The sequence below is a fragment of the Bordetella bronchiseptica genome (genome assembly GCF_900636925.1).
In the GTDB taxonomy this organism is placed as follows: domain Bacteria; phylum Pseudomonadota; class Gammaproteobacteria; order Burkholderiales; family Burkholderiaceae_B; genus Bordetella; species Bordetella pertussis.
On sequence record NZ_LR134326.1, the window covers coordinates 929,187 to 951,206 of the forward strand.

The 22,020-nt window shown below is 69.4% G+C and carries 20 protein-coding genes; 10 read left to right on the forward strand and 10 right to left on the reverse strand.

Annotation, left to right across the window (positions count from 1 at the left end; all coding sequences use genetic code 11):
* The first annotated feature begins 12 nt into the window (after positions 1-12).
* Both EL288_RS04410 and EL288_RS04415 read left to right on the forward strand, forming a co-directional pair.
* Positions 13-1,410: an amidase family protein gene (locus EL288_RS04410; RefSeq protein WP_010927037.1), complete on the forward strand. Its 1,398-nt coding sequence runs from the start codon at positions 13-15 to the stop codon at positions 1,408-1,410.
* Between the two features lie 41 nt (positions 1,411-1,451).
* Positions 1,452-2,831 (forward strand): aminotransferase family protein, encoded by a 1,380-nt coding sequence (locus EL288_RS04415; RefSeq protein WP_003814445.1) that lies wholly within the window; start codon positions 1,452-1,454, stop codon positions 2,829-2,831.
* Positions 2,832-2,870: 39 nt separating this feature from the next.
* Here the strand turns inward: EL288_RS04415 and EL288_RS04420 are convergent, their stop codons facing one another.
* Positions 2,871-3,089 carry a DUF1059 domain-containing protein gene (locus EL288_RS04420; RefSeq protein WP_003814443.1) on the reverse strand — a complete coding sequence of 73 codons (219 nt, stop codon included), beginning with the start codon at positions 3,087-3,089 and terminating at the stop codon, positions 2,871-2,873.
* Positions 3,090-3,429: 340 nt separating this feature from the next.
* On the opposite strand from EL288_RS04420, the gene EL288_RS04425 reads away from it, so the two are divergent.
* The 3 genes from EL288_RS04425 (at position 3,430) to EL288_RS04435 (ending at position 5,464) form a co-directional block, all read left to right on the forward strand.
* The gene (locus EL288_RS04425) at positions 3,430-4,302 is read left to right on the forward strand and encodes an isocitrate lyase/PEP mutase family protein (RefSeq protein ID WP_003814441.1); all 873 of its coding nucleotides are present in this window, start codon (positions 3,430-3,432) and stop codon (positions 4,300-4,302) included.
* 113 nt (positions 4,303-4,415) lie between these two features.
* A complete protein-coding gene (locus EL288_RS04430) occupies positions 4,416-5,063 on the forward strand; it encodes an OmpA family protein (protein WP_010927036.1) in 648 nt (215 codons plus the stop codon).
* Positions 5,064-5,086: 23 nt separating this feature from the next.
* The gene (locus EL288_RS04435; protein ID WP_003814437.1) at positions 5,087-5,464 is read left to right on the forward strand and encodes a 4a-hydroxytetrahydrobiopterin dehydratase; all 378 of its coding nucleotides are present in this window, start codon (positions 5,087-5,089) and stop codon (positions 5,462-5,464) included.
* Here EL288_RS04435 and EL288_RS04440 read toward each other — a convergent pair.
* From EL288_RS04440 to EL288_RS04450, 3 genes are all read right to left on the reverse strand, one after another.
* Entirely contained in the window at positions 5,449-6,150 is a 702-nt protein-coding gene (locus EL288_RS04440; RefSeq protein ID WP_003820867.1) for a DUF6776 family protein, read from the reverse strand. The two genes, EL288_RS04435 and EL288_RS04440, sit on opposite strands and share 16 nt — an antisense overlap.
* A gap of 143 nt (positions 6,151-6,293) precedes the next feature.
* Positions 6,294-6,986 carry an N-acetylmuramate alpha-1-phosphate uridylyltransferase MurU gene (murU, locus tag EL288_RS04445; protein WP_010927035.1) on the reverse strand — a complete coding sequence of 231 codons (693 nt, stop codon included), beginning with the start codon at positions 6,984-6,986 and terminating at the stop codon, positions 6,294-6,296.
* The gene (locus EL288_RS04450; protein WP_003814431.1) at positions 6,986-8,089 is read right to left on the reverse strand and encodes an aminoglycoside phosphotransferase family protein; all 1,104 of its coding nucleotides are present in this window, start codon (positions 8,087-8,089) and stop codon (positions 6,986-6,988) included. Before EL288_RS04450 ends, murU begins: the two co-directional genes overlap by 1 nt.
* A 109-nt stretch (positions 8,090-8,198) precedes the next feature.
* Here EL288_RS04450 and EL288_RS04455 point away from each other — a divergent pair, with 109 nt between their 5' ends.
* Genes EL288_RS04455 through rsmA form a run of 3 tightly spaced genes read left to right on the forward strand, consistent with a single transcriptional unit; the run spans position 8,199 to position 12,949 of the window.
* Complete coding sequence (locus tag EL288_RS04455; protein WP_010927034.1) at positions 8,199-10,571, forward strand: LPS-assembly protein LptD; 2,373 nt, start codon at positions 8,199-8,201, stop codon at positions 10,569-10,571.
* Entirely contained in the window at positions 10,568-12,127 is a 1,560-nt protein-coding gene (locus tag EL288_RS04460; RefSeq protein WP_003814426.1) for a peptidylprolyl isomerase, read from the forward strand. The genes EL288_RS04455 and EL288_RS04460 overlap by 4 nt, the downstream gene beginning before the upstream one ends.
* A 24-nt stretch (positions 12,128-12,151) precedes the next feature.
* Complete coding sequence (rsmA, locus tag EL288_RS04465; RefSeq protein ID WP_003814423.1) at positions 12,152-12,949, forward strand: 16S rRNA (adenine(1518)-N(6)/adenine(1519)-N(6))-dimethyltransferase RsmA; 798 nt, start codon at positions 12,152-12,154, stop codon at positions 12,947-12,949.
* A gap of 31 nt (positions 12,950-12,980) precedes the next feature.
* Here rsmA and EL288_RS04470 read toward each other — a convergent pair whose 3' ends face one another.
* Complete coding sequence (locus EL288_RS04470; protein WP_003814421.1) at positions 12,981-14,126, reverse strand: glycerate kinase; 1,146 nt, start codon at positions 14,124-14,126, stop codon at positions 12,981-12,983.
* A gap of 104 nt (positions 14,127-14,230) precedes the next feature.
* On the opposite strand from EL288_RS04470, the gene pyk reads away from it, so the two are divergent.
* A complete protein-coding gene (gene pyk, locus EL288_RS04475; RefSeq protein WP_003814419.1) occupies positions 14,231-15,673 on the forward strand; it encodes a pyruvate kinase in 1,443 nt (480 codons plus the stop codon).
* 2 nt (positions 15,674-15,675) lie between these two features.
* Here pyk and EL288_RS04480 read toward each other — a convergent pair whose 3' ends face one another.
* Positions 15,676-16,905 (reverse strand): nucleoside recognition domain-containing protein, encoded by a 1,230-nt coding sequence (locus tag EL288_RS04480; protein WP_010929184.1) that lies wholly within the window; start codon positions 16,903-16,905, stop codon positions 15,676-15,678.
* A gap of 142 nt (positions 16,906-17,047) precedes the next feature.
* Between EL288_RS04480 and EL288_RS04485 the strand changes: the two genes are divergently transcribed.
* Positions 17,048-19,261 (forward strand): acyl-CoA dehydrogenase, encoded by a 2,214-nt coding sequence (locus tag EL288_RS04485; protein WP_010927033.1) that lies wholly within the window; start codon positions 17,048-17,050, stop codon positions 19,259-19,261.
* Positions 19,262-19,389: 128 nt separating this feature from the next.
* Here EL288_RS04485 and def read toward each other — a convergent pair whose 3' ends face one another.
* From def to EL288_RS04505, 4 genes are all read right to left on the reverse strand, one after another.
* Positions 19,390-19,920, reverse strand: a complete 531-nt coding sequence (gene def / locus EL288_RS04490; RefSeq protein WP_003814412.1) for a peptide deformylase — start codon at positions 19,918-19,920, stop codon at positions 19,390-19,392.
* A gap of 9 nt (positions 19,921-19,929) precedes the next feature.
* Positions 19,930-20,325 (reverse strand): lactoylglutathione lyase, encoded by a 396-nt coding sequence (gene gloA, locus EL288_RS04495; RefSeq protein WP_003814410.1) that lies wholly within the window; start codon positions 20,323-20,325, stop codon positions 19,930-19,932.
* Positions 20,326-20,395: 70 nt separating this feature from the next.
* Positions 20,396-21,304, reverse strand: coding sequence for a M48 family metallopeptidase (locus EL288_RS04500; protein ID WP_003814407.1), 909 nt, complete (start codon positions 21,302-21,304; stop codon positions 20,396-20,398).
* Entirely contained in the window at positions 21,291-22,019 is a 729-nt protein-coding gene (locus EL288_RS04505; RefSeq protein WP_003814405.1) for a lysophospholipid acyltransferase family protein, read from the reverse strand. Before EL288_RS04505 ends, EL288_RS04500 begins: the two co-directional genes overlap by 14 nt.
* Between the last annotated feature and the right edge of the window lies 1 nt (position 22,020).

Genomic DNA, 22,020 nt, shown 5'->3' on the forward strand with positions numbered 1-22,020 from the left:
GGGGGAAGGGGCGTGACATCAGAATTGTGGCGGCTGTCGGCCTGCGAGATTGTCGCGGGCGTGAAGTCGGGGGCGTTCTCGGCAAGCGAGGCGGTGCGCGCCGCGCTGGACCGCATGGAGGCCGTCAATGGGCGCATCAATGCCGTGGTCGACAGCGACCCCCAGGCGGCGCTGGCGGCGGCGGCCCGCGTCGACGCGCGCATCGCCGCCGGCGAGGACCCCGGCCCGCTGGCCGGCGTGCCGGTGACGGTCAAGGTCACGCACGACCAGGCGGGTTTCGCGACCACCATGGGCATCCGCAAGCTGAAGGACCACCGCGCCGCGGCCAACAGCCCCATCGTGGACAACTTCGAGCGGGCCGGGGCGATTCCCATCGGGCGCACCAACATGCCGGCGTTCGGCCTGCGCTGGTTCACCAATGGCCGCCTGCACGGCGACACCTACAACCCGTTCGACCGCAGCCTGACGCCAGGCGGCTCTTCCGGGGGCGCCAGCGCGGCGGTTGCCTCGGGCATCGGCGCCATCGCGCATGGCACGGACATCGCCGGCTCGATCCGGTATCCGGCCTACGCGTGCGGCGTGCACGGCCTGCGCCCGACCCTGGGGCGCATTCCCAACTACAACGCTTCGTTCCCCGAACGCGGCCTGGGCGGGCAGCTCATGTCGGTCTCCGGTCCGCTGGCCCGCACCGTGGCCGACATCGAATTGTCGTTCGCCGCGCTGGCCCACGCGGACCCGCGCGACCCGTGGTGGGTGCCCGCGCCGCTGGCCGGCCCGGCCCGGCCGCGCCGGGTGGCGCTGTGCCTGCGGCCCGACGGCCTGGAGATCGACGCCGGGGTGGCCGATGCGCTGCTGGATGCGGCGGCGCGCTTGCGCGACGCCGGCTGGGAAGTGGCCGAGCTGGACGACATTCCGCCCATGCGCGATGCCGCCGTGGCCCAGGTGACCCTGTGGCTGGGCGACGAATATCCGGCCTTGCTGGCCGAGGCGCAGGCCGAGGGCGACCCGGGCGCCCTGGCCATGCTGCGGGGCCAGCCGCAGTCGGCCGGCGTCACCCTGCAAAGCTACTGTTCGGCGCTCAAGGCGCGGGCGTCCTATCTGCGCCAGTGGATGCTGTTCTTCGAGGACTATCCCTTGATGATGCTGCCGGTGTCGGCCCGCCTGCCCTTCGCCAACGACCTGGATACCCGGTCCGCGGCCGATTACGACAGCGTCTGGGAGGCGCAGATGCCGCAGCTTGGCCTGGCCTTCATGGGCCTGCCGTGCATGAGCGTGGCGACCGGCATGTGCGGCTCGGCGCCCGTGGGTATCCAGCTGGCGGCCGGCCGTTACCGCGAGGACTTGCTGTTCCTGGCGGCCGAGGACATCGCCGCGCGCGGCATGCCGCCCGTCCCGGTGGACCCCGTGTAACCCGTTTATTTCCCAGCCCCTACTTTCAGCGGAAGGTTTCCATGAACGACTTGGCAACGATCAATGATCTTCACAGCGTCGTCGAAGACGACCGCAATGCCATCTGGCATCACATGCTGCAGCACGACGCCCTGCAGGCCACGGCCCCCTGGGTGGTGGTCGAAGGAAAGGGCACGCGTATCCGCGATGCCAGCGGCAAGGAGTACCTGGACGCCACGGCCGGCGGACTCTGGACCGTCAATGTCGGCTACGGGCGGGAGCGGATCGCCAACGCCATGCGCGACCAGATGCTCAAGCTGAACTATTTCGCGCAAAGCGCGGGCAATGTGCCCGGCGCGCTGTTCGCCAGGCAGCTGGTCTCGAAGATGCCGGGCATGAGCCGGGTGTATTTTTCGAACTCGGGCTCCGAGGCCAACGAGAAGGTATTCAAGATGGTGCGCCAGATCTCCGCGCGCCACCATGCCGGCAGGAAATACAAGATCCTGTTTCGCGAGCGGGACTATCACGGATCGTCGATCGCCACGCTGGCGGCGGCGGGCCAGCCCGAGCGGGCGGCGCAGTACGGTCCGTTTCCCGACGGTTTCGTCCAGGTGCCGCACTGCCTGGAGTACCGCAAGCAATGGGATGTGGCGAACTACGGCGAGCGCGCCGCCGACGCCATCGAGGAGGTCATCCTGCGCGAAGGCCCGGAAACGGTCGGGCTGCTCTGCCTCGAACCCATCACCGCCGGCGGCGGCATCATCGTGCCCCCCGAGGGCTACTGGCGCCGCGTGCAGGAGATCTGCCGGCGCCACGATGTGCTGCTGCATATCGACGAGGTCGTGTGCGGCCTGGGGCGCACCGGCAAATGGTTCGGCTACCAGCATTTCGACATCGAGCCGGATTTCGTCACGCTGGCCAAGGGCACGGCCTCGGGCTATGCGGCCATTGCCTGCACGGTGACGCACGAGCGCATCTTCGAGCAGTTCAAGGACGAACCGGACGATCCCCTCAGTTTCTTCCGCGACGTCTCCACCTTCGGCGGCTGCGCGGGCAGCGCGGCGGCGGCGCTGGAGAATCTGCGCATCCTCGAGGAGGAGGGGCTGGTCGAGCATGCCGCGCAGGTGGGCGACTACTTGCAGGCGTGCCTGCGCCAACTGGCCGACAAGCATGCCGTCATCGGCGACGTGCGCGGCAAGGGTTTGCTGCAGGGCGTGGAACTGGTGAGCGACCGGGCGGCGAAAACGCCGGTTTCCGAGGCCGACGCCAAGCGCGTGGTGGCGCAGTGCAAGGCGCAGGGCGTGCTGATCGGCGTGATCACGCGCGCGCTGCCCGGTCTCAATACGACCTTGTGCCTGGCCCCGCCGCTGATCCTGACGCGCGACGAGGTGGACGAACTGTGCGGCGCGATCGACCGGGCGCTGGCCACGGTCTTCGGTTGACGGCGCCTGCGGCCGGGCCGCGTGCGGCCCGGCCCGTGGTCAGGCGCGGCTGCCGGCCTGCGCCGCGAGCGGCGGCGTGCCCTCATGGAACATGGTCTTGAGTTGCGCGCGCAACTCCGGGGTGTCGGCGTGCTTGTGCACGGTGGTGGCGTGCTGGACCGCGGCTTCCAGGAGTTCGGCGTCGCTGTCGGCCGACAGCGCGACCGAGCAGTTCATTTCGCTGGGAAACTCACGGCAGTCGATATATTTGCGTGACATGGTGTGCCCCTTGCGCGCCGCGGCGATGCTGCCGGCGGCGCATGAGGAATCGACGCGCGATCTTGCTGGCGCTGTTCCCGATGGCGCGTCGCACCGGGTGGGCGATCCAGGAAAAATTATAAGCTCGCGCGGCCTGCGCCGCCGTGGCGCCCGCACGCGCGCCTGGTAAGGGTTTGCATCTGCCATTCCTGTCCTGGGCGTGGCGCCAAGAATCATTCGGGGCCGCCTGGTATATGCTGCTGGGGCCAGCCCGACCTGCGCGTGAAGCCGCGCGGCGTGGGGAGCGCATCATCAACGGCGGCCCGGCGCAGGCCGGCTTCCTGCAAGGAGAGCATGGGCAATGAGCAATTCGACCAAACGGGTGCTGCGCGAACGGGTCGCGCAGCGCAATGGCATGCTGGTGGCGGGCGCGTTCAACGCGATGAGCGCCAGGATCGTGGCGGACCAGGGGTTCGAGGCGGTCTACCTGACCGGCGCGGGCCTGACCAACATGCATTACGGCGCGCCGGACCTGGGCATCATCGGCTTGCGCGACGTGGCCGACGCGACCTCGCGCATCCGCGATGCGGTCGAGTTGCCCCTGATCGTCGACGCCGACACCGGCTTCGGCAACGCGGTCAATGTATGGCATACCGTGCGGGTGCTGGAGCGCGCCGGGGCCGATGCCATCCAGCTGGAAGACCAGGTGTTTCCCAAGCGCTGCGGCCACTTCGCCGGCAAGAGCGTGGCGCCGCTGTCCGAGATGGTGTCGAAGATCAAGGCGGCGGCCGACGCGCGGCGCGACGAGGATTTCCTCATCATCGCCCGCACCGACGCGCGCGCTGTCGAGGGTTTCGACGCCGCCATCGAGCGCGCCCGGCGTTTCGCCGAGGCGGGCGCGGACATCCTGTTCGTCGAGGCGATCGTCGACCAGGACGAGGTGGGCAAGCTGCCGCAACTGCTGAGCCAGCCGCTGCTGGTCAATATCGTGGTGGGCGGCAAGACGCCGCCCATGCCGGCCGCGCAACTCGGGCGCCTGGGCTACAGCGTGGTGCTGTACGCCAATGCGACATTGCAGGGGGCGGTGCTGGGCATGCAGCGCGCGCTGGGCGCGCTCAGGCGCGACGGCAAGCTGGACGAGGACCCGGCGTTGCTCGCGCCTTTCCTGGAGCGGCAACGGCTGGTGGGCAAGCCGTTGTATGACGAGCTGGAGGAACGCTACAAGGATGCGTGATTCCGGGTGGGCCGGCAGGAATATACAAAATGTTTCGAGTGCGCCGTCTGCCGCTTGCTAGCATGGTCGAGCCGGTGCCTGCCGGTCCTGTCCCTACCGTCGAGGAGGTCGTCATGCAAGCAAGAACAACCATCATGCGCGTCGCCGTCGTCAGTGCCGCTGCCCTGCTCATTTCGGGCTGCGCGACACCGCAGCAGACCAATACCGCGATCGGCACGGGCGCGGGCGCGGCGGTGGGCGCGGGTATCGGCGCCCTGATCGGCCACGGCAAGGGCGCCGCGATCGGCGCCGGCATCGGCGCGGTGGCCGGCGGCCTGATCGGCTACAACTGGTCGGGCGTCAAGCAGGACGTGCAGCAGTCCGGCGCGTCGTCGCTGGGCATCGATGTGGTCGAGATGCCGGATGGCAGCCTGAAGGTCAACATTCCCAGCAACGTATCGTTCGACACCGACAAGTCGCAGCTCAAGCCGGCCTTGCTGCCGGTGCTCGACAGCGTGGCGCGCGCCCTGAACCAGCATCCGGAACTGCGCACCAAGGTGGTGGGCCATACCGACAGTACCGGCTCGGCGGCGCACAACCAGCAACTGTCGGTCAATCGCGCGCGCGCCGTGACGTCCTACCTGGGCAAGCAGGGCGTGGCGCAGGGGCGCATGACGGTCGAGGGCCGCGGCGCCAACGACCCGGTCGGCGACAATGCGACGGCCGAGGGCCGGGCCGCCAACCGCCGCGTCGAAGTCTATCTGTACGCGGTCAAGCAATAGACAGGGCGGCGCGTCCGCCGCCCATGCCGGCTGGCGGACGCGGCCGCGGGGAGTTTGCGATGAGTACGGAATTTCCGATGCGTATCGGCGCCGAGGTGGCGCTGCCGGCCTTGCAGGGCTGGAACGCGGCGGCCGGGCGCGACGCCATCGAGAAGCGCTATCGGTTCGACAATTTCAATGCCGCGTTCGGCTTCATGGCGCGCGTGGCGATGTTCGCCGAGAAAATGGACCACCACCCGGAATGGCGCAATGTCTACAACCGGGTCGACGTGACGCTGACCACCCATGACGCCGGCGGGGTGACCGAGCTGGATGTGCGCATGGCGCAGTTCATGGACGAGGCGGCCGGGCGCCTGGGCGCCACCGGCCTGCCGGCGCGCGCGGATCAGCCGCGCACGTAGTAGATGCGCATGGCGTGCTGCTTCTGCTGGCCGTCCAGCACGCGGATGGTGACCGAGCGCGGCGTGAAGCCGTCGGGCAGCGGCAGGACGCCCTGGGTATTGTTGTAGCGCTGCAGGTCCAGCGCCAGCGGATCGGGCGTGAGCGTGCCGCGGCGGCCGTTGGCGTAGCTGCCTTCGATGGCCAGCGTTACATTGCCCTTGAAGGCCGGACCCGCATGGTTCTCGCGCATGATCAGCACCTGGTAGCTCAGCTGGCCCGGCTGGCGCTTGAACACGGCGGAGCGCACGCCGATGTCGCCGCCGCGCGGGTCGGGCGGCATGGCGTCCTGGAACAGCAGCAACTCCTGGTTCAGCGTATCGATGCGCGTACGCGCTTGCGCCAGGTCGGTCGTGAGCTGTTCGTGGGTGGATTTGTTGGCGTCGCGCTGGCCGATGGCTTCGTCCAGCTGGGTCTGCAGGCGCTGGCGCTCGAGGTTGGCGGCGCTCAGTTCGGTGTGCAGTTGTTCGGATTGCTCGACGGTCAGCCGTTGCGGGCCGTAGTTGGTCTGCAGGAACAGCACGCCGCCCGCGCCGAGCGCAATGCCCACCAGCAGCAACACCAGCCAGCGCGGCATGCGCCGGGTGCGTTTACCGGGCTGATACACCGAGGGCTTGAATACTTGCCGTTGTGATCGTCCGAACGCCATGCGAGAGAATTTCCTGTAGCAGAATCAGCGAAGACAGCATGCGTGTCTTCGGGCCAAAGTGGTAGAGGATACCGCGTTGCAGCCTCCTTGGCGACCGGCGGATACCTCTGGTTTCGTCCGTAGATGACGTGAAATACGTGACGTTACGTGCCTTCCGGGCGCAACTGGCCGTCCAGCGCGGCCAGCCGCTGGGGGGTACCCACGTCGGTCCAGCGGCCGGCGTGCCGCGCGCCGATGACCGCCCGCCGCGCCATGGCCTGGCGCAGCAGCGGGGCCAGCGGGGCGGCGCTGCCGCGCGCCACAGGATCGAACAGGGCGGGCCGGTAAAGGCCGATTCCCGCGAAAGTCAGCTTCGGCGCGCCGTCGTCGGCGACCCGCCCGTCGTCTTCCAGCCGGAAGTCGCCCTGCGGATGCTGGGGCGGGTTGTCCACCAGCAGCAGCCAGGCTTGCGCGCCGGCGGCGTCCAGGGCCGCGGCCTGGCGCCGGGCCTGGGCGGGATCCCAGTCGCACCAGATATCGCCATTGATGACCAGGAAGGGGGCGTCGCCCAGCAGGGGCAGGGCCTGGGCGATGCCGCCCGCGGTTTCCAGCGCCGCCGCTTCGGCCGAGTAGCGCAGGCGCGCGCCGTAGGCGCCGCCGTCGCCCAGGTGGTCGACGATGCGCTGGCCCAGCCAGGCGTGGTTGATGACGATGTCGCGCAGGCCGGCGGCCACCAGGCGTTCGATATGCCAGACGATCAGCGGCTTGCCGCCCACGGCCAGCAGGGGCTTGGGCGTGGTGTCGGTCAGCGGGCGCATGCGTTCGCCGCGGCCGGCGGCCAGGATCATGGCGCGCATCAGAAGGTGTATCCGACCTGGACCTGGCGGTCGTCCAGCTTGTCCAGCAGGCGCAGCAGCGGCGCGAACGCGCCATAGCGCTGCGCCACCTGGCGCACGTAGCCGCTGACGCGCGGCATGTGCGACAGGTAGATGGATTTGCCGTCGCGGTGGTTCAGGCGGGCGAACACGCCCAGGATGCGCAGGTTGCGCTGCAGGCCCATCCATTCGTAGGCGCGGTGGAACTGCGCGAAATCGGCGTCCACCGGCAGGCCGGCGGCGCGCGCCAGCTCCCAGTAGCGGATCGCCCAATCCAGCTGCTGCGGCTCTTCCCAGGTGGTGCGGGCGTCGGTGACCAGCGAAGCCAGGTCGTACGTGAGCGGACCGGCCAGCGCGTCCTGGAAGTCGATGACGCCGGGATTCGGGCCGTAGCGCGGCTCGTCGCAGACCATCAGGTTGGGCGAGTGGAAGTCGCGGTGCACCAGCACCCGGTGGCCCGTGTCGCCCTCGGCCGCCAGCAGGCCGAATATCTGCCGCAGCGCGGCGGCCGTCTTGTCGTCCAGCGTCACGCCGTGGTGGCGGCCGACATACCATTCGGGGAAGAGTTCGAGCTCGGCCGCCAGCCGGGCGCCGTCGTAGGCCGGCAGCCCGGCCGTGCTGGCCTGCTGCAGGCGCACCAGCGTGGCCAGGGTGTCCCGGTACATCGACTGGAGCTGGGCGTCGCTGATGCCGGCGCGGATACGCTGGTAGAAGGTGTCCTGCCCCAGGTCGGACAGCAGCAGCAGGCCTTGCCCGGCGTCCTGGGCCACGATTTCGGGCACGTTGACGCCGGCCTCGCGCAGCAGGCCGTCGATGTGCACGAAGGGGCGCACGTCCTCGTGGGGCGGCGGGGCATCCATGACGATCAGGGTGCCGGCCGCCGCCTGCAGGCGGAAATAGCGGCGGAAGCTGGCGTCGCTGGAGGCGGGCTCCATGGTCTCGGGGCGCAGGCCGAGCGAGCCCGGCAGGGTTTGCAGCCACGCGTGGATCAGGGCCAGGCGGGAGTCTTGGTCGTTGTTCAAGCAGCGCGTCTCGATGGTTTCGGGATCCCGGCGGCCCCGGATGGGTAGGCCGGTGCCGGGCAAAACAGGAATTCCCCTATCGCCCGGCTTCTCTATAATACCGGGTCATTCCAGCCGTCGGTCGGGGCCAGTCCCGCCCGGGCGGCCTCATTCATAAGGCGTTGTTTCCCTCGTGCGCATGCTCCGGTGGTTGATCCTTTCAGCTTTCAGCGTAGCCGGGGCCGTTCAGGCTCAGGGCAATCAGGATTCGGCCGCGGCCAGCGCCCCCTCGGCCTCGATCGGCGCGCCGGTCCTGCGCACCTCGCCCGGGCTGCGCGTGCATCGGCTGCCGGACGAAAAGATCCCGGCCTTCATGGAGGCCGACCAGATCAGCGGCGACCCGGATAGCGAGGTCACCCTGACGGGCAATGCCCAGGTGCGCCGGGTGGACGGCATCATCAAGGGCGACCGCATCAATTACCGGCGCGATACCGGCGATGTGGACGTGCAGGGCAGCGCGCGCATGCTGCGCGACGGCACGCTGATCACCGGCCCGTCGGCGCGCCTGAACGTCGATACCTACAGCGGCGAGATCCAGGAGCCCAATTTCTGGATCGGCGCCAGCGGCGGCACGGCGCAGGCCCGGCACGCGGACATCTTCAGCAAGTCGCAGATGCGGCTGAGCCAGGTCACCTACAGCGGCTGCCCGTGCCCCAAGCCGTCGTGGTACATCAAGGCCGATACGGTAGACCTGGATTTCGACGAGAACGAAGGGGTGGCGCGCAACGGGGTGCTGTATTTCAAGGATGTGCCCATCCTGGCCTCGCCCTACCTGACCTTCCCGGTCAAGAAAGAGCGCAAGTCGGGCTTCCTGATGCCCACCTACGGCACCACCAGCAACAGCGGGTTCGACATCTCGCTGCCGTACTATTTCAACCTGGCGCCCAACTATGACCTGACGCTGGTGCCGCGCTACCTGAGCAAGCGCGGCGCGCAGCTGGGCGGCGAGTTCCGCTACCTGGGCTCGGGCTACCGGGGCGTGGCGATCGGCACCTACCTGCCCGACGACAACGAGACCGGCCGCGACCGCTGGATGTACCGCACGTATCACCGGCAGCTCCTGGGCAATGGCTTCTATACCGATTGGGATATCGCCGGGGCGTCGGACGACAACTACTTCCGCGACATCTCCGAGCTGGGGCTCAATACGGCGTCGACCACCTATCTGCCGCGACGTGGCCGGGTGGGCTGGTCCAGCACCTACTGGCAGACCTACGCGCAAGTCTACAAGTACCAGACCCTGCAAGATCCGGACGCGCCGCTGGCGCCGCCCTACGACAAGGTGCCGGAGCTGTGGCTCAAGGGGGCGCGCTACGATTGGGGCGGTTTCGACGCGGAATGGGTGAGCACGGCGGTGCGGTTCCAGCGCCCCTTGCTCAACGGCCGCCGCCTGGGCCCCGATGGCGACCGCTTGCAGACCTATCCCACGGTTTCGTATCCCATCGTGCGACCGGGCTGGTTCCTGGTGCCCAAGGTGGGCGTGCACTATACCCAGTACCGCACCGACTGGTACAACCGCGACTGGAACCGGATCGGCCTGTCGAACTACAAGCGCACCGAATCGCGCACCGTGCCCATCATGTCGCTGGACGCGGGCATGATCTTCGAGCGCGACGCCTCGCTGTTCGGCAAGGCCGCCACGCAGACGCTGGAGCCGCGCCTGTACTATCTGCGCGTGCCGTATCGCGACCAGTCCGCGCTGCCGGTCTACGACACGACGCTGGCCGATTTCAGTTTCGACCAGGCGTTCCAGGAGAACATCTACACCGGCGGCTGGGACCGCATCGCCAACGCCAACCAGCTCACGGCGGCGCTGACCACGCGCTGGCTGGACGCCAACACCGGTTTCGAGCGCCTGTCGCTGTCGGCGGCGCAGCGCATCTATTTCCAGGACCAGGAAGTCACCCTGCCGGCGGAGCAGCCGCGCAAGAATGTGCGTTCGGACTTCCTGGTGGGCGCCACCGCGGCGCTTACCGATACGCTGACCACCGACGTGGCGGCGCAGTACAACCCGTACGACAACAAATGGTCGCGCGGCATGGTCAGCGCGCGCTGGTCGCCGCAGCGCCTGACCACGGTGGCGGTGGCCTACCGCTACCAGCGCGATCCGCTGCCCGGCATTTCGTATCAGCCGCAGGGCCAGAACCAGGTCAGCCTGGCGGTGCAATGGCCGATCCATCGCCGCTGGTATGGCGTGGGCCGGGTCGATTACTCGCTGCGCTCCGAGCCCGCCACGGCGGCGGCGGCCGAGCAGTCGCCGCGCGTGACGCAGGCCATTGCCGGGCTGGAGTACAAGGGCGACTGTTGCTGGGTGGGCCGTGTGGTCTACCAGCGCTACGCGGTGTCGGCTGCCGACACCAACACGGCGCTGTTCTTCCAGCTTGAGCTGACTGGGCTGGGTGCCTTGGGTACCGATCCGATCAGCCTGCTCAACAGGAGCATCCCGGGCTACCAATCGGTGGTTCCACCGACGCCTACGGGCACGACTTTTGAAAGGTATGAATGATGCGTAGCTTGCATTCCCTGCGCCGCATGTCCGGCACGGTACTGGCGTTGATGCTGGCGGCGGGCCTGCCCCTGTCGGCCGCGCAGGCCCAGCCGGCCAAGCCGGCGCCGAAAGGCGACCAGAAGCCGGCCACGCCGGCGCCGAGCGAGCAGTTCGTCGACGGTATCGCCGCGATCGTCAACAAGGATGTCATTACCCTGCGCGAAGTGCGCGAGGCGTCCAAGCTGGCCTCTGCGGACCTGCAAAAACGCGGCATCCAGGTGCCCGACGAGCGCACCCTGCAGAAGCAGGTGCTGCAGCGCCTGATCATGGAGCGCCTGGAGCGCCAGGAAGCCGACCGCATGGGCATCCGCGTCGACGAGGCGCAGGTCGACCAGGCGATCAACATGATTGCCTCGCGCAACAAGATCACGCCGGCGGCCATGCGCGCCGAAATCGAGAAAAGCGGCGTGACCTGGGAGCAGTACCGCAAGTCCCTGCGCGACGATATCCGCATGGACCGCCTGCGCCAGCGCGCCGTGGACGCCAATATCATTATTTCCGATGCTGAAGTGGATGCCTTCCTGAAAGACCAGGAACGCAATCCCGCCGCCGCCCAGGCCACGCGTGCGCCGGCGCCGCAGCAGCCCCAGCCCCAGCCGCGGCAACCGGCGCAGTCCGGGCCGGCGATGCTGGTGCTGGCGCAGATCCTCGTGCGGGTGCCGGAAGGCTCGTCGCCCGACCAGGTCGCGGCCTTGCGCAAGAAGGCCGAGGGCTTGCTCGCCCGCGCCAAGAAGGGCGATGACTTCGCTAGCCTGGCCGCCGCCAATTCCGACGGCCCCGAAGCGCTGCAGGGCGGCATGATGGGCGCGCGCCCGCTGGACGGCTGGCCGGATCTGTTCGTCAAGGCGGCCGGCTCGCTGTCCGCTGGCCAGGTGTCGGGGCTGGTGCAAAGCGGCAACGGTTTCCATATCCTGAAGGTGGTCGACCGCGCCGGTGGCGGCCAGCCCGCGCAGGCCGCCCGGCCGGCGCCCGCGCCGGCGCCGCAGCAGCCGTCCTCGTTCCAGGAAGGGCCGTCGGTGGCCGCGCCGCAAGGGCCGGTGCGCGTGACGCAGACGCACGCGCGCCACATCCTGATCAAGACCTCCACCGTCATGACCGACGACCAGGCGCGCCAGCGCCTGGAGCAGATCCGCGAGCGCCTGCAGGGCGGCGCGGTGAAATTCGAGGACATGGCCCGTCAGTATTCCCAGGATTCGACCGCGCCGCAGGGCGGCGACCTGGGCTGGGTGAACCCGGGCGACACGGTGCCGCCGTTCGAGGCCGCCATGAATGCGCTGCAGCCCAACGAAATCAGCCCGCCCGTGCTGTCGCCGTTCGGCTGGCACCTGATCCAGGTGCTGGAGCGCCGCGAGCACGACGTGTCCGACGAAGTGCAGCGCATGCGCGCCCGCCAGCTGCTGTTCGAGCGCCGCGCCGTGCCGGCCTTCGAGGACTGGCTCGAGCAATTGCGTTCGCAGGCGTTCATCGACAACCGCCTCGAGAAGCAAGAGCGGCTGGAACAGAACAACCGTTAGCATCCGACAGGACCGGTCCATTTCATGTCAGCACACCAGGCGCGCAAGCGCTTCGGCCAGCATTTCCTGACCGACGAGAGCGTGGTCGAGTCGATCGTGCGGGCCATCGGGCCCGCGCGCGACGACCGCGTGGTCGAGATCGGTCCGGGCCTGTCGGCGTTGACCCGCCCCTTGCTCGATCGCATCGATCACCTGACCGCGGTCGAGATCGACCGCGATCTGGCCGCGCGCCTGCGCCGGCAGTACCCCGCCGAACGGCTGACCGTGGTCGAGGCCGACGCCTTGACGGTCGATTTCGCGCAGTTCGGCCAGGGGCTGAGGGTGGTGGGCAATCTGCCGTACAACATTTCCAGCCCGCTGCTGTTTCACCTGATGGGCGCCGCCGAACAGGTGCGCGACCAGCATTTCATGCTGCAGCGCGAGGTCATCGACCGCATGGTGGCCGAGCCCGGCAGCGGCGACTACAGCCGCCTGTCGGTCATGCTGCAGGCCCGCTATCGCATGGAGAAGCTGTTCGACGTTGCGCCCGAGGCGTTCGATCCGCCGCCGCGCGTGGTATCGGCGGTGGTGCGCATGGCGCCGCTGCCGGCCGACCGGTTGCGTCCGGCCAGCGACGCGGCGTTCGAGACGGTGGTGGCGCGGGCTTTTTCGCAGCGGCGCAAGATGCTGCGCCGCGTGCTGGGCGACTGGGCGGCCCTGACCCCCTGGGACGAACTGGGCATTGCACCGACCGCGCGCGCCGAGGAAGTGGGCGTGGCGCAATTCATCGGCCTGGCCGACGCCTTGCTGGCGGCCGGCGCGCCGGGGCTGGCCCGTCCCTGAACGGCGCGCGCCGCGCCGGGGCGGCTCGGCCCTAGAGCATGCGGCGTCCTGCCGCGACCCATAGTTGCATGATGTCGCGGGCCCGCTCGGCCAGCAGTGTTTCGGCCTGCTCGCAGGCCTGCTGCAGCGTGATGGGGCCGGGCGCCAGGCTGAATGCCGCCGTGATGCCGCCCGCATGCAGGTCCTGGTATCCCTCGCCCAGCGAGCCGGCCAGCGCCACCACCGGCACGCCGGCGGCGCTGGCGATGCGGGCCACGCCGGCCGGGGTCTTGCCGCGCAGCGTCTGCGCATCGATGCGGCCTTCGCCGGTGAACACCAGGGTGGCGCCGGCCACCGCCTGTGCCAGCTGGCCCAGTTCGGCGACGATCTCCACCCCCGGGCGCAAGCGCGCCGACAGGAAGGCGAGCGCGGCATAGCCCAGGCCGCCGGCGGCGCCGGCGCCCGGCGCCGCGCGCTGGTCGGGATGCCCCGCCCGCGTCACGATTTCGGCCATGTGCGCCAGGGCGGCGTCCAGCTGCCGTACCTGTTCCGGGGTGGCGCCCTTCTGCGGACCGAAGGTATGCGAGGCGCCGTGCGGGCCGCACAGCGGATTGTCGACGTCGGAGGCGATCTCGACCACGACGCCGCGCAGGCGCGCGTCCAGGCCGCTGGCGTCCACCTGCCGCAAATCGGCCAGCGCCGCGCCGCCGGGCGCCAGTGCCCGGCCGTCCGCATCCAGCCACCGTACGCCCAGCGCTGTCAGCATGCCCGCGCCGCCGTCGTTGGTGGCCGACCCGCCCAAGCCCACGATGAGGCGCCGCGCGCCGGCATCCAAAGCGGCGCGGATCAGTTCGCCCACGCCATGGCTGCAGGCGCGCAAGGGATCGCGCTGCGCCGGCGGGGCAAGTTCCAGGCCGGCCGCGGCGGCCATTTCGATGACCGCGGTGGCGTCATCGGGCAGCCAGCCCCAGCGGGCCCGCACCGGTTCGCCCAGCGCGCCGCGCACGGTTGTTTCGCGCCATTGGCCGCCGGTGGCGGCCAGCACGGCCTGGACCGTGCCTTCGCCGCCGTCGGCCATCGGGATGCACAGGGTATGGGCGCCGGGACAGGCCTGCCGGACGCCGCGCGCGATGGCGGCGGCGGCGTCGGGGGCCGACAGGCTTTCCTTGAATGAATCGGGCGCGATGACGATCTTCACGATGGTGCGGCTCCTGGCGCGGCAAGGCGAGCGCCTATGATACCCGCGCGACCCGGGGCGTCGTACCATACAGGCTTGTCGTGTTTTCGTCGGAGAGAGCCTACATGCCCGTACTGCGCCGCACCAAAATCGTTGCCACCCTGGGGCCCGCCACGTCCACGCCCGAGCGGCTCGACGGGCTGATACGCGCCGGCATGGACGTGGCCCGCCTGAATTTCTCGCACGGCAGCGCGCAGGACCATCGCGAGCGCGTGCGGCTGGTGCGCGAGCTGGCGGCCGAGCAAGGGCGCTTCGTGGCCCTCATGGGCGACTTGCAGGGCCCGAAGATCCGGATCGCCCGCTTCACCGACCAGCAGGTCACCCTGCAGGCCGGCCAGCCTTTCACGCTGTCGCGCTCACATTCCAAGGAGGCCGGCGACGCAACCATCGTGGGTATCGATTATCCCGAGCTGGTGCAGGACTGCCGCCCTGGCGACGAGCTGCTGCTCGACGATGGCCGCGTGGTGCTGGTGGTCGACAGCGTGGGGGCCGAGGAGGTCCACACCACCGTGACGGTGGGCGGGCCGCTGTCGAACAACAAGGGCATCAACCGGCGCGGCGGCGGCCTTTCGGCGCCCAGCCTCACCGACAAGGACCGCACCGACATCAAGCTGGCCGCCGAGATGGAGCTGGACTACGTGGCCGTATCGTTTCCGCGCTATGGGGCCGACATCGATGAAGCCCGCGCGCTGCTGCGCGCGGCCGGCAGCCAGGCCTGGATCATCGCCAAGATCGAGCGCGCCGAGGCGGTGGCCGACGACGACGCGCTGGATGCGCTGATCCGCGCCAGCGACGGCGTGATGGTGGCGCGCGGCGACCTGGGCGTGGAAGTGGGCGACGCCGAACTGGTCGGCATCCAGAAGCGCATCATCCAGCACGCGCGTACGCTGAACAAGGTGGTCATCACGGCCACCCAGATGATGGAGTCCATGGTGGCCAGCCCCATGCCCACGCGCGCCGAGGTGTCGGACGTGGCCAACGCGGTGCTCGACTACACGGACGCCGTCATGCTGTCGGCCGAAAGCGCCTCGGGCCAGTATCCGATCGAGGCGGTGGCGGCGATGGCGCGGGTCTGTCTGGGGGCGGAGAAGCACCCCACCACCACGCATTCGCACCATCGCCTGGGCGAGACGTTCACGCGCTGCGACGAGACCATCGCGCTGGCGGCCATGTACGCGGCCAACCATTTCCCGGGCGTGAAGGCCATCATCGCGCTGACCGAAAGCGGGCACACGCCGCTGATCATGTCGCGCATCCGTTCGGGCGTGCCGATCTACTGCTACAGCCCGCATGGCCCCACGCAGCGGCGCGCGGCGCTGTTTCGCGGCGTCTACACGGTGCCCTTCGCGCCGGCCGAATACGACCCGGCCGACTTGAGCAACGCGGCCATCGACGAGCTGAAGAAGCGTGGCCGTGTCGCGGCGGGCGACTGGGTCATCCTGACCAAGGGCGATTTCTACCGCGACAGCGGCGGCACCAACGGCCTGAAGATCCTGAAGGTGGAATAGCCCTAGCCGAAGAACCAGTAGCACACGCCGATCGAGGCCAGCACGCCGGCCAGGTCGGCGGCCAGCGCGCAACCCACGGCGTGGCGCGCCCGCACGATGCCGACCGAGCCGAAGTACACGGCCAGCACGTAGAAAGTGGTTTCGGTGCTGCCCTGCATGACCGCCGCCAGCAGCGCCGGAAAGCTGTCCACGCCGAAGTGGCTCATGGTTTCGAGCATCATGGCGCGCGCCGCGCTGCCCGAGAAGGGCTTGACCAGGGCGGTGGGCAGCGCGTCGACGAAGCGCGTGTCCCAGCCGGCGGCATGCGCCAGCCAGCGCATGCCGTCGAGCGCGAAATCCAGCGCGCCCGAGGCGCGCAGCACGCCGATCGCGCACAGCATGGCCACCAGGTAGGGCAGCAGGTCACGGGCGATGTTGAAGCCGTCCTTGGCGCCGGCGATGAAGGTCTCGTAGACCGGCACCTTCTTCCAGGCGCCCGCCACCAGGAACGCCAGCAGCACCGCGAACAGCGTCAGGTTGCCCAGCAGCGAGGACAGCGCGGCGATCGCGGCGGCCGACATGCCGGCCAGCATCACCATGAACGCGCCCAAGGCCAGCGCGGCGCTGCCCAGCCATGCCAGCACCACCGGGTCGTGCAGGCGCAGGCGCTGGCAGAACGCGACGGCCAGCAGGCCGGCCAGCGTCGAGGCGCTGGTGGCCAGCAGGATGGGCAGGAAGATCAGCGTCGGATCGGCCGCGCCCTGCTGGGCGCGGAACATGAACAGCGTGACCGGCAGCAGGGTGAGCGACGATGCGTTGAGCACCAGGAACAGGATCTGCGCATTGCTGGCCGTATCGGGATTGGGATTGAGCGACTGCAGCTCGCGCATGGCGCGCAGGCCGATCGGCGTGGCGGCGTTGTCCAGCCCCAGGCCATTGGCGGCGAAGTTCAGCGTGATGAGGCCGATGGCGGGATGCCCGCGCGGGACCTCGGGCATCAGGCGCGCGAACAGGGGCCCCAGCAGGCTGGCCAGCCGCTCGACCAGCCCGGCGGCTTCGGCGATGCGCAGAAAGCCCAGCCACAGGGTGAGCGTGCCGAACAGCAGCACCATCACTTCCACCGACACGCGCGCCATGTCGAACAGCGAGACCACCATGGCCTGGAAGACGTCGGGTTCGCCCAGGCCCAGCCAGCGGTACAGGGCCGCGGCGGCGGCGGTCAGGAAGAAGGCGAGCCAGAGCTTGTTCAGCATGAGCGGGTGCGCGGTGAGGCGGACGGGACAGGGCGCCGCGGCGCGGCGCCGCTCATTGTCGCAGACTGGCGCGGCATTGGCCGCACCCGGTCAATTCTGGTAACTTGGGTCGCAGAGGCATCGATACGAAAAGGAATTGCGCATGGATTTCAACGCTTGGCGCCGCAGGCGTATCACCGAACCCGCATTTCGCTGGGCGCGCAAGGCCATGCCCGGCATGTCGGACACCGAACGCGAGGCCATCGAGGCCGGCGATGTCTGGTGGGACGCCGACCTGTTCACCGGCAATCCCGATTGGCGCAAGCTGCTGGATGTGCCGCCGGCCGAGCTGACGGCCGCCGAGCAGCGCTTCATCGATGGCCCGGTGGCGCAGCTGTGCGCCATGCTGGACGAATGGGACATCACCTGGTCGCGCCGCGATCTGCCCGAGCCGGTCTGGCAGTTCATGAAATCGCAGCGCTTTTTCGGCATGATCATTCCCGAGCAATACGGCGGCCTGGGCTTTTCTCCGTATGCGCATTCGGAGGTGGTGCGGCGCATTTCGGCTTATTCGATCACGGCGGGGGTGACCGTGATGGTGCCGAATTCGCTCGGACCGGGCGAGCTGCTGCTGCAGTTCGGCACGCCCGAGCAGCGCGAATTCTGGCTGCCGCGCCTGGCCGACGGCACCGAGGTGCCGTGCTTCGGCCTGACCAGCCCCGAGGCCGGCTCGGACGCGGCCTCCATGACCGACACCGGCGTGGTGTGCCGCCAGGTGGTGGATGGACGCGAGATGCTGGGCATACGCCTGAACTGGCACAAGCGCTACATCACGCTGGGGCCGGTGGCCACGGTGCTGGGCCTGGCGTTCAAGCTGTCCGACCCCGAGGGCCTGCTGGGCGGTCCGGCCGATATCGGCATTTCGGTGGCGCTGGTGCCCACCGAGGCGCCCGGCGTGGAAATCGGCCGGCGCCATCTGCCGGCCATGCAGGTATTCCAGAACGGCCCCAACCGCGGCCGCGATGTCTTCGTGCCGATCGAGGCCCTGATCGGCGGACCGGCGCGCGCCGGCCAGGGCTGGCAGATGCTGATGAGCGCGCTGGCCGCCGGCCGCGGCATCTCGCTGCCGTCGCTGTCGGCCGCGGCGGCCGTGGTCAGCGCGCGCGCCACCGGCATGTACGCGCGTATCCGCCGCCAGTTCGGCATCCCGGTCGGCCAGTTCGAGGGCGTGCAGGAGAAGCTGGCGCGGCTGGCGGGCAACGCCTATCTGGTCGAGGCCGCGCGCCGCCTGACCTGCGCGGCGCTGAACCAGGGGCACAAGCCGGCGGTGATCTCCGCCATCATGAAATACCACGCCACCGAGCGCATGCGCGAGTCGGTCGACGACGCGATGGACGTGCACGCCGGCAAGGCGGTGATCGACGGTCCGTCGAACTATCTCGGCAATCTGTATCGCGCGGTGCCCATCGCCATCACGGTCGAGGGCGCCAATATCCTGACGCGCTGCCTGATCGTATTCGGCCAGGGAGCGATCCGCGCCCACCCGTACCTGATGGGCGAGGTGCTGGCCCTGGGCGACCAGGACACCCAGCGCGGCCTGGAGGCCTTCCATGGCCTGTTCTGGAAGCATCTGGGCCACGCCGGCGCCAACACCTTGCGGGCCTGGGGCCGGGCCTGGACCGGCGGGCTGCTGGCGCGCGCGCCGGTCAGCGGACCCACGGCGATCCATTACCGCCAGCTCAGCCGCTACGCGGCGGCGTTCGCGCTGCTGGCCGATGTGGCGCTGGGCGCGCTGGGCGGAGCGCTCAAGCGCCGCGAAATGATTTCGGCGCGCCTGGGCGACATCCTGTCCGAACTGTATCTGCTGTCGGCGGTGCTCAAGCGCTGGGAGGACGAGGGGCGCTGCCATGGCGACCTTGCCCTGGTGCGCTGGTGCATGGAGGATGGCCGGCATCGCATCGAGACCCGTATCGACCAGGTGCTGTCCAACCTGCCCAACCGGCCCTTGGCATGGCTGGTGCGCGCGCTGATCCTGCCCGTGCGGCTGGCGCGCGGCCCCTCGGATGCGCTGACGCGCGAATGCGCGGCCTTGCTGCTGTCGCCGTCGCGCACGCACGACCGGCTGGCGGCCGACCTGCAGCGCGATGGCGACGATCCGCTAGGCCGCCTGGAGCGCGCCTTTGCCCTGGCGACGGCGGTGCAGCCCCTGCTGGACCGCCTGCGGCGCGAAGGCGTGCCGGATTGGCGCGACGCGCTGCGCGGCGGCGCGCTGACGCCCGAGCAGGCGGCCGAGATCGAGGCCGCCGAGGCGGCGGTGGCGGGCGTGCTGGCGGTCGATGATTTCGCGCCGCAGGAGCTGACCGGCCGCGGGCGGTAGCGGGCGCAGGCTCCGGGTGCGTGGGTGCCTGTCCCAACTGCGGCCAGTGTGCCTGTCCCCGCTGGGACAGGCACACTGCGGTTTGACGGCCAAGACGGTATCCGTCCCCGCGGGGACAGGCGCCTGGATCAGTCGGCGTTCGGGTCCATCTCCGGAAACAGCACCTCGGTGTAGCCGAACTTGGTCAGGTCGCGGATACGGGTGGGGTAGAGCCGGCCGATGAGGTGGTCGCATTCGTGCTGCACCACCCGGGCGTGGAAGCCTTCGGCTTCGCGTTCGATGCGCTGGCCGGCGGGGTCGTAGCCGCTGTAGCGGATATGGCGGTAGCGCGGCACCAGGCCGCGCAGGCCGGGTACCGACAGGCAGCCTTCCCAGCCGTCTTCCATCTCGTCCGATAGCGGTTCGATGACCGGGTTGCACAGGATGGTGCGCGGCACGGCCGGCGCGTCCGGGTAGCGGTCGTTGCGCTCGAACCCGAAGATCACCAGCTGCAGATCCACGCCGATCTGCGGCGCGGCCAGGCCCACGCCCTGGGCGTGCGCCATGGTTTCGAACATGTCGTCGATCAGCGCGCGCAGTTCGGGCGTGTCGTAGCGCTCGACCGGCGCGGCCACGCGCAGCAGGCGCGGGTCGCCCATCTTGAGTATGGCGTGGATCATGGCGGGGCCTCAGTCGTTGCGACCCTTTTTCTGGATGAACTCGATCTTGTAGCCGTCCGGATCCTCGACGAAGGCGATGACAGTGGTGCCGTGCTTCATGGGGCCGGCCTCGCGGGTGACCTTGCCGCCTTTTTCCTTGACCTTGTCACAGGCCTCGTAGGCATTGTCGACTTCGATGGCGATGTGGCCGTAGCCGGTGCCCAGGTCGTATTTCTCGGTGTCCCAGTTGTGGGTCAGCTCGATGGCGGCGGCTTCGCTTTCGTCCTGGTAGCCGACAAAGGCCAGGGTGAAGCGGCCATCCGGGTAGTCTTTGCGGCGCAGTTCGCGCATGCCCAGCACGCTGGTATAGAAATCGATGGATTTATCCAGGTTGCCGACGCGCAGCATGGTATGCAACAGGCGCATGATGAACTCCTCATGGGTAAAACGTCCAGGGCGTCATCGTAGCAAATCGGCCGCGCCAGCCGGCGCGGGCTCAGAACTGCGGCAGGGTGGCGGGATCGTGGCGCCGCAGTACGTTCTTGGCGTCCTCGAAGCCGGGCAGGATATGGCCGACTTCGGTCCAGAAGTCCTGGCTGTGGTTCATCTCGCGCAGATGGGCCAGTTCGTGGGCGATGACGTAATCGATGATGGCCGGCGCGAAGTGGATCAGGCGCCAGTTGAGCATGATGTTGCCGTCGCTGGTGCACGAGCCCCAGCGGGTGGCGGCCGAGGACAGCCGCCAGCGCCGGATGCGCAGGCCGGTGAGCTGCAGGAAGTGCGCCAGGCGGGCGCCGAACCAGGCTCCGGCGCGCTGTTGCAGCCATGCCTGGGCGGCGTCGCGGATGCGCGCCTGGTCGGCATCGACGGGCAGCGCCAGCCACAGGGTGTCGCCGTCGCAGGGCGCGTCGGCATCGCCCGACAGGCAAGCCTGGCGGCGTTCGGCGCCCAGGCCGAGAACGATGCGCTTGCCCAGGTAGGGCAGTTCGCCGCCGGCCTGCCAGCGCGTGTGCGCCATGGCCAGTTGTTCCTTGCGGGCGTGCCAGTCGCGCAGCTTGGCAAGGATCCAGCGCGCCTTCTCGCGCACGGCATCATCGATCTGTCCCAGCGTGACCCAGTTGGGCGCGGTGACGCGCAGCCCGTCGTCGGCCACCACGAAGCCGATGCTGCGGCGGCGCGAGCGCAGCAGCACGAAGCCGATGGGTTGTTGTTCGGTATGGACTTCGCGCCAGCGCGCGCCGGGCGGCAGCGGATCGGGGCACGGGGTGGCGATGGCGGCCGGCGCGGGCGGCGCCGGCCGGGCCTTGGGCGTCTTGCGCGGCGGCGCGCCCGGCGGCGCCGCGCTGGCCGGATCCGCCGGCGGCGCGACGTCGAACAGCAGTTCCAGCTGATCAGGCTTGGCCATACCTTTCGGGATTGAGAACACGCATCTCGCCTTCGATCCAGGCCTGTACTTTGGCGTTGAGGACTTCAGGGGCGACGTCCTGCGATTCTATCGCGGGGCCGATCGAGACGGTAATCAGGCCGGGGCGCTTGACGAAGGCATTGCGGCGCCAGCATTCGCCGGCGTTGTGCGCCACCGGGATGATGCGCGCGCCGGTGCGCGAAGCCAGCAGCGCGCCGCCCATCTTGAAGCGGCCGGTCTTTCCGGGCGGCACGCGCGTGCCCTCGGGAAACAGCAGCGGCCAGCGGCCTTCGTCCAGGCGCACCTGGCCCTGGCGCACGACCTGCTCGAAGGCGTCACGGCCCTTGGCGCGATCGATGGGGATCATGCGCAGCAGCGCCAGGCCCCAGCCGAAGAACGGCACCATGTGCAGTTCTTTCTTGTAGACGAAGCACACTTCGCGCGGCATGTGGGCCGGGAAGAACAGCGTCTCCCAGGCGGACTGGTGCTTGGAGAGCAGGATGGCGGGACCGTCGGGCAGGTTCTCGGCGCCCTTGATGCGCCAGCGGATGCCGCAGATCACGCGCGCGCCCCAGATGGCCAGGCGCGGCCAGCCCACGGTCAGGCGATAGCGCCAGTGCAGCGGCAGCGGCGCCCACAGGATGCAGGCGAACGCATAGGGAATGACGGTGACGATCAGGAACAGTGCATACAGCGCCGAACGCAGCCAGGCCATG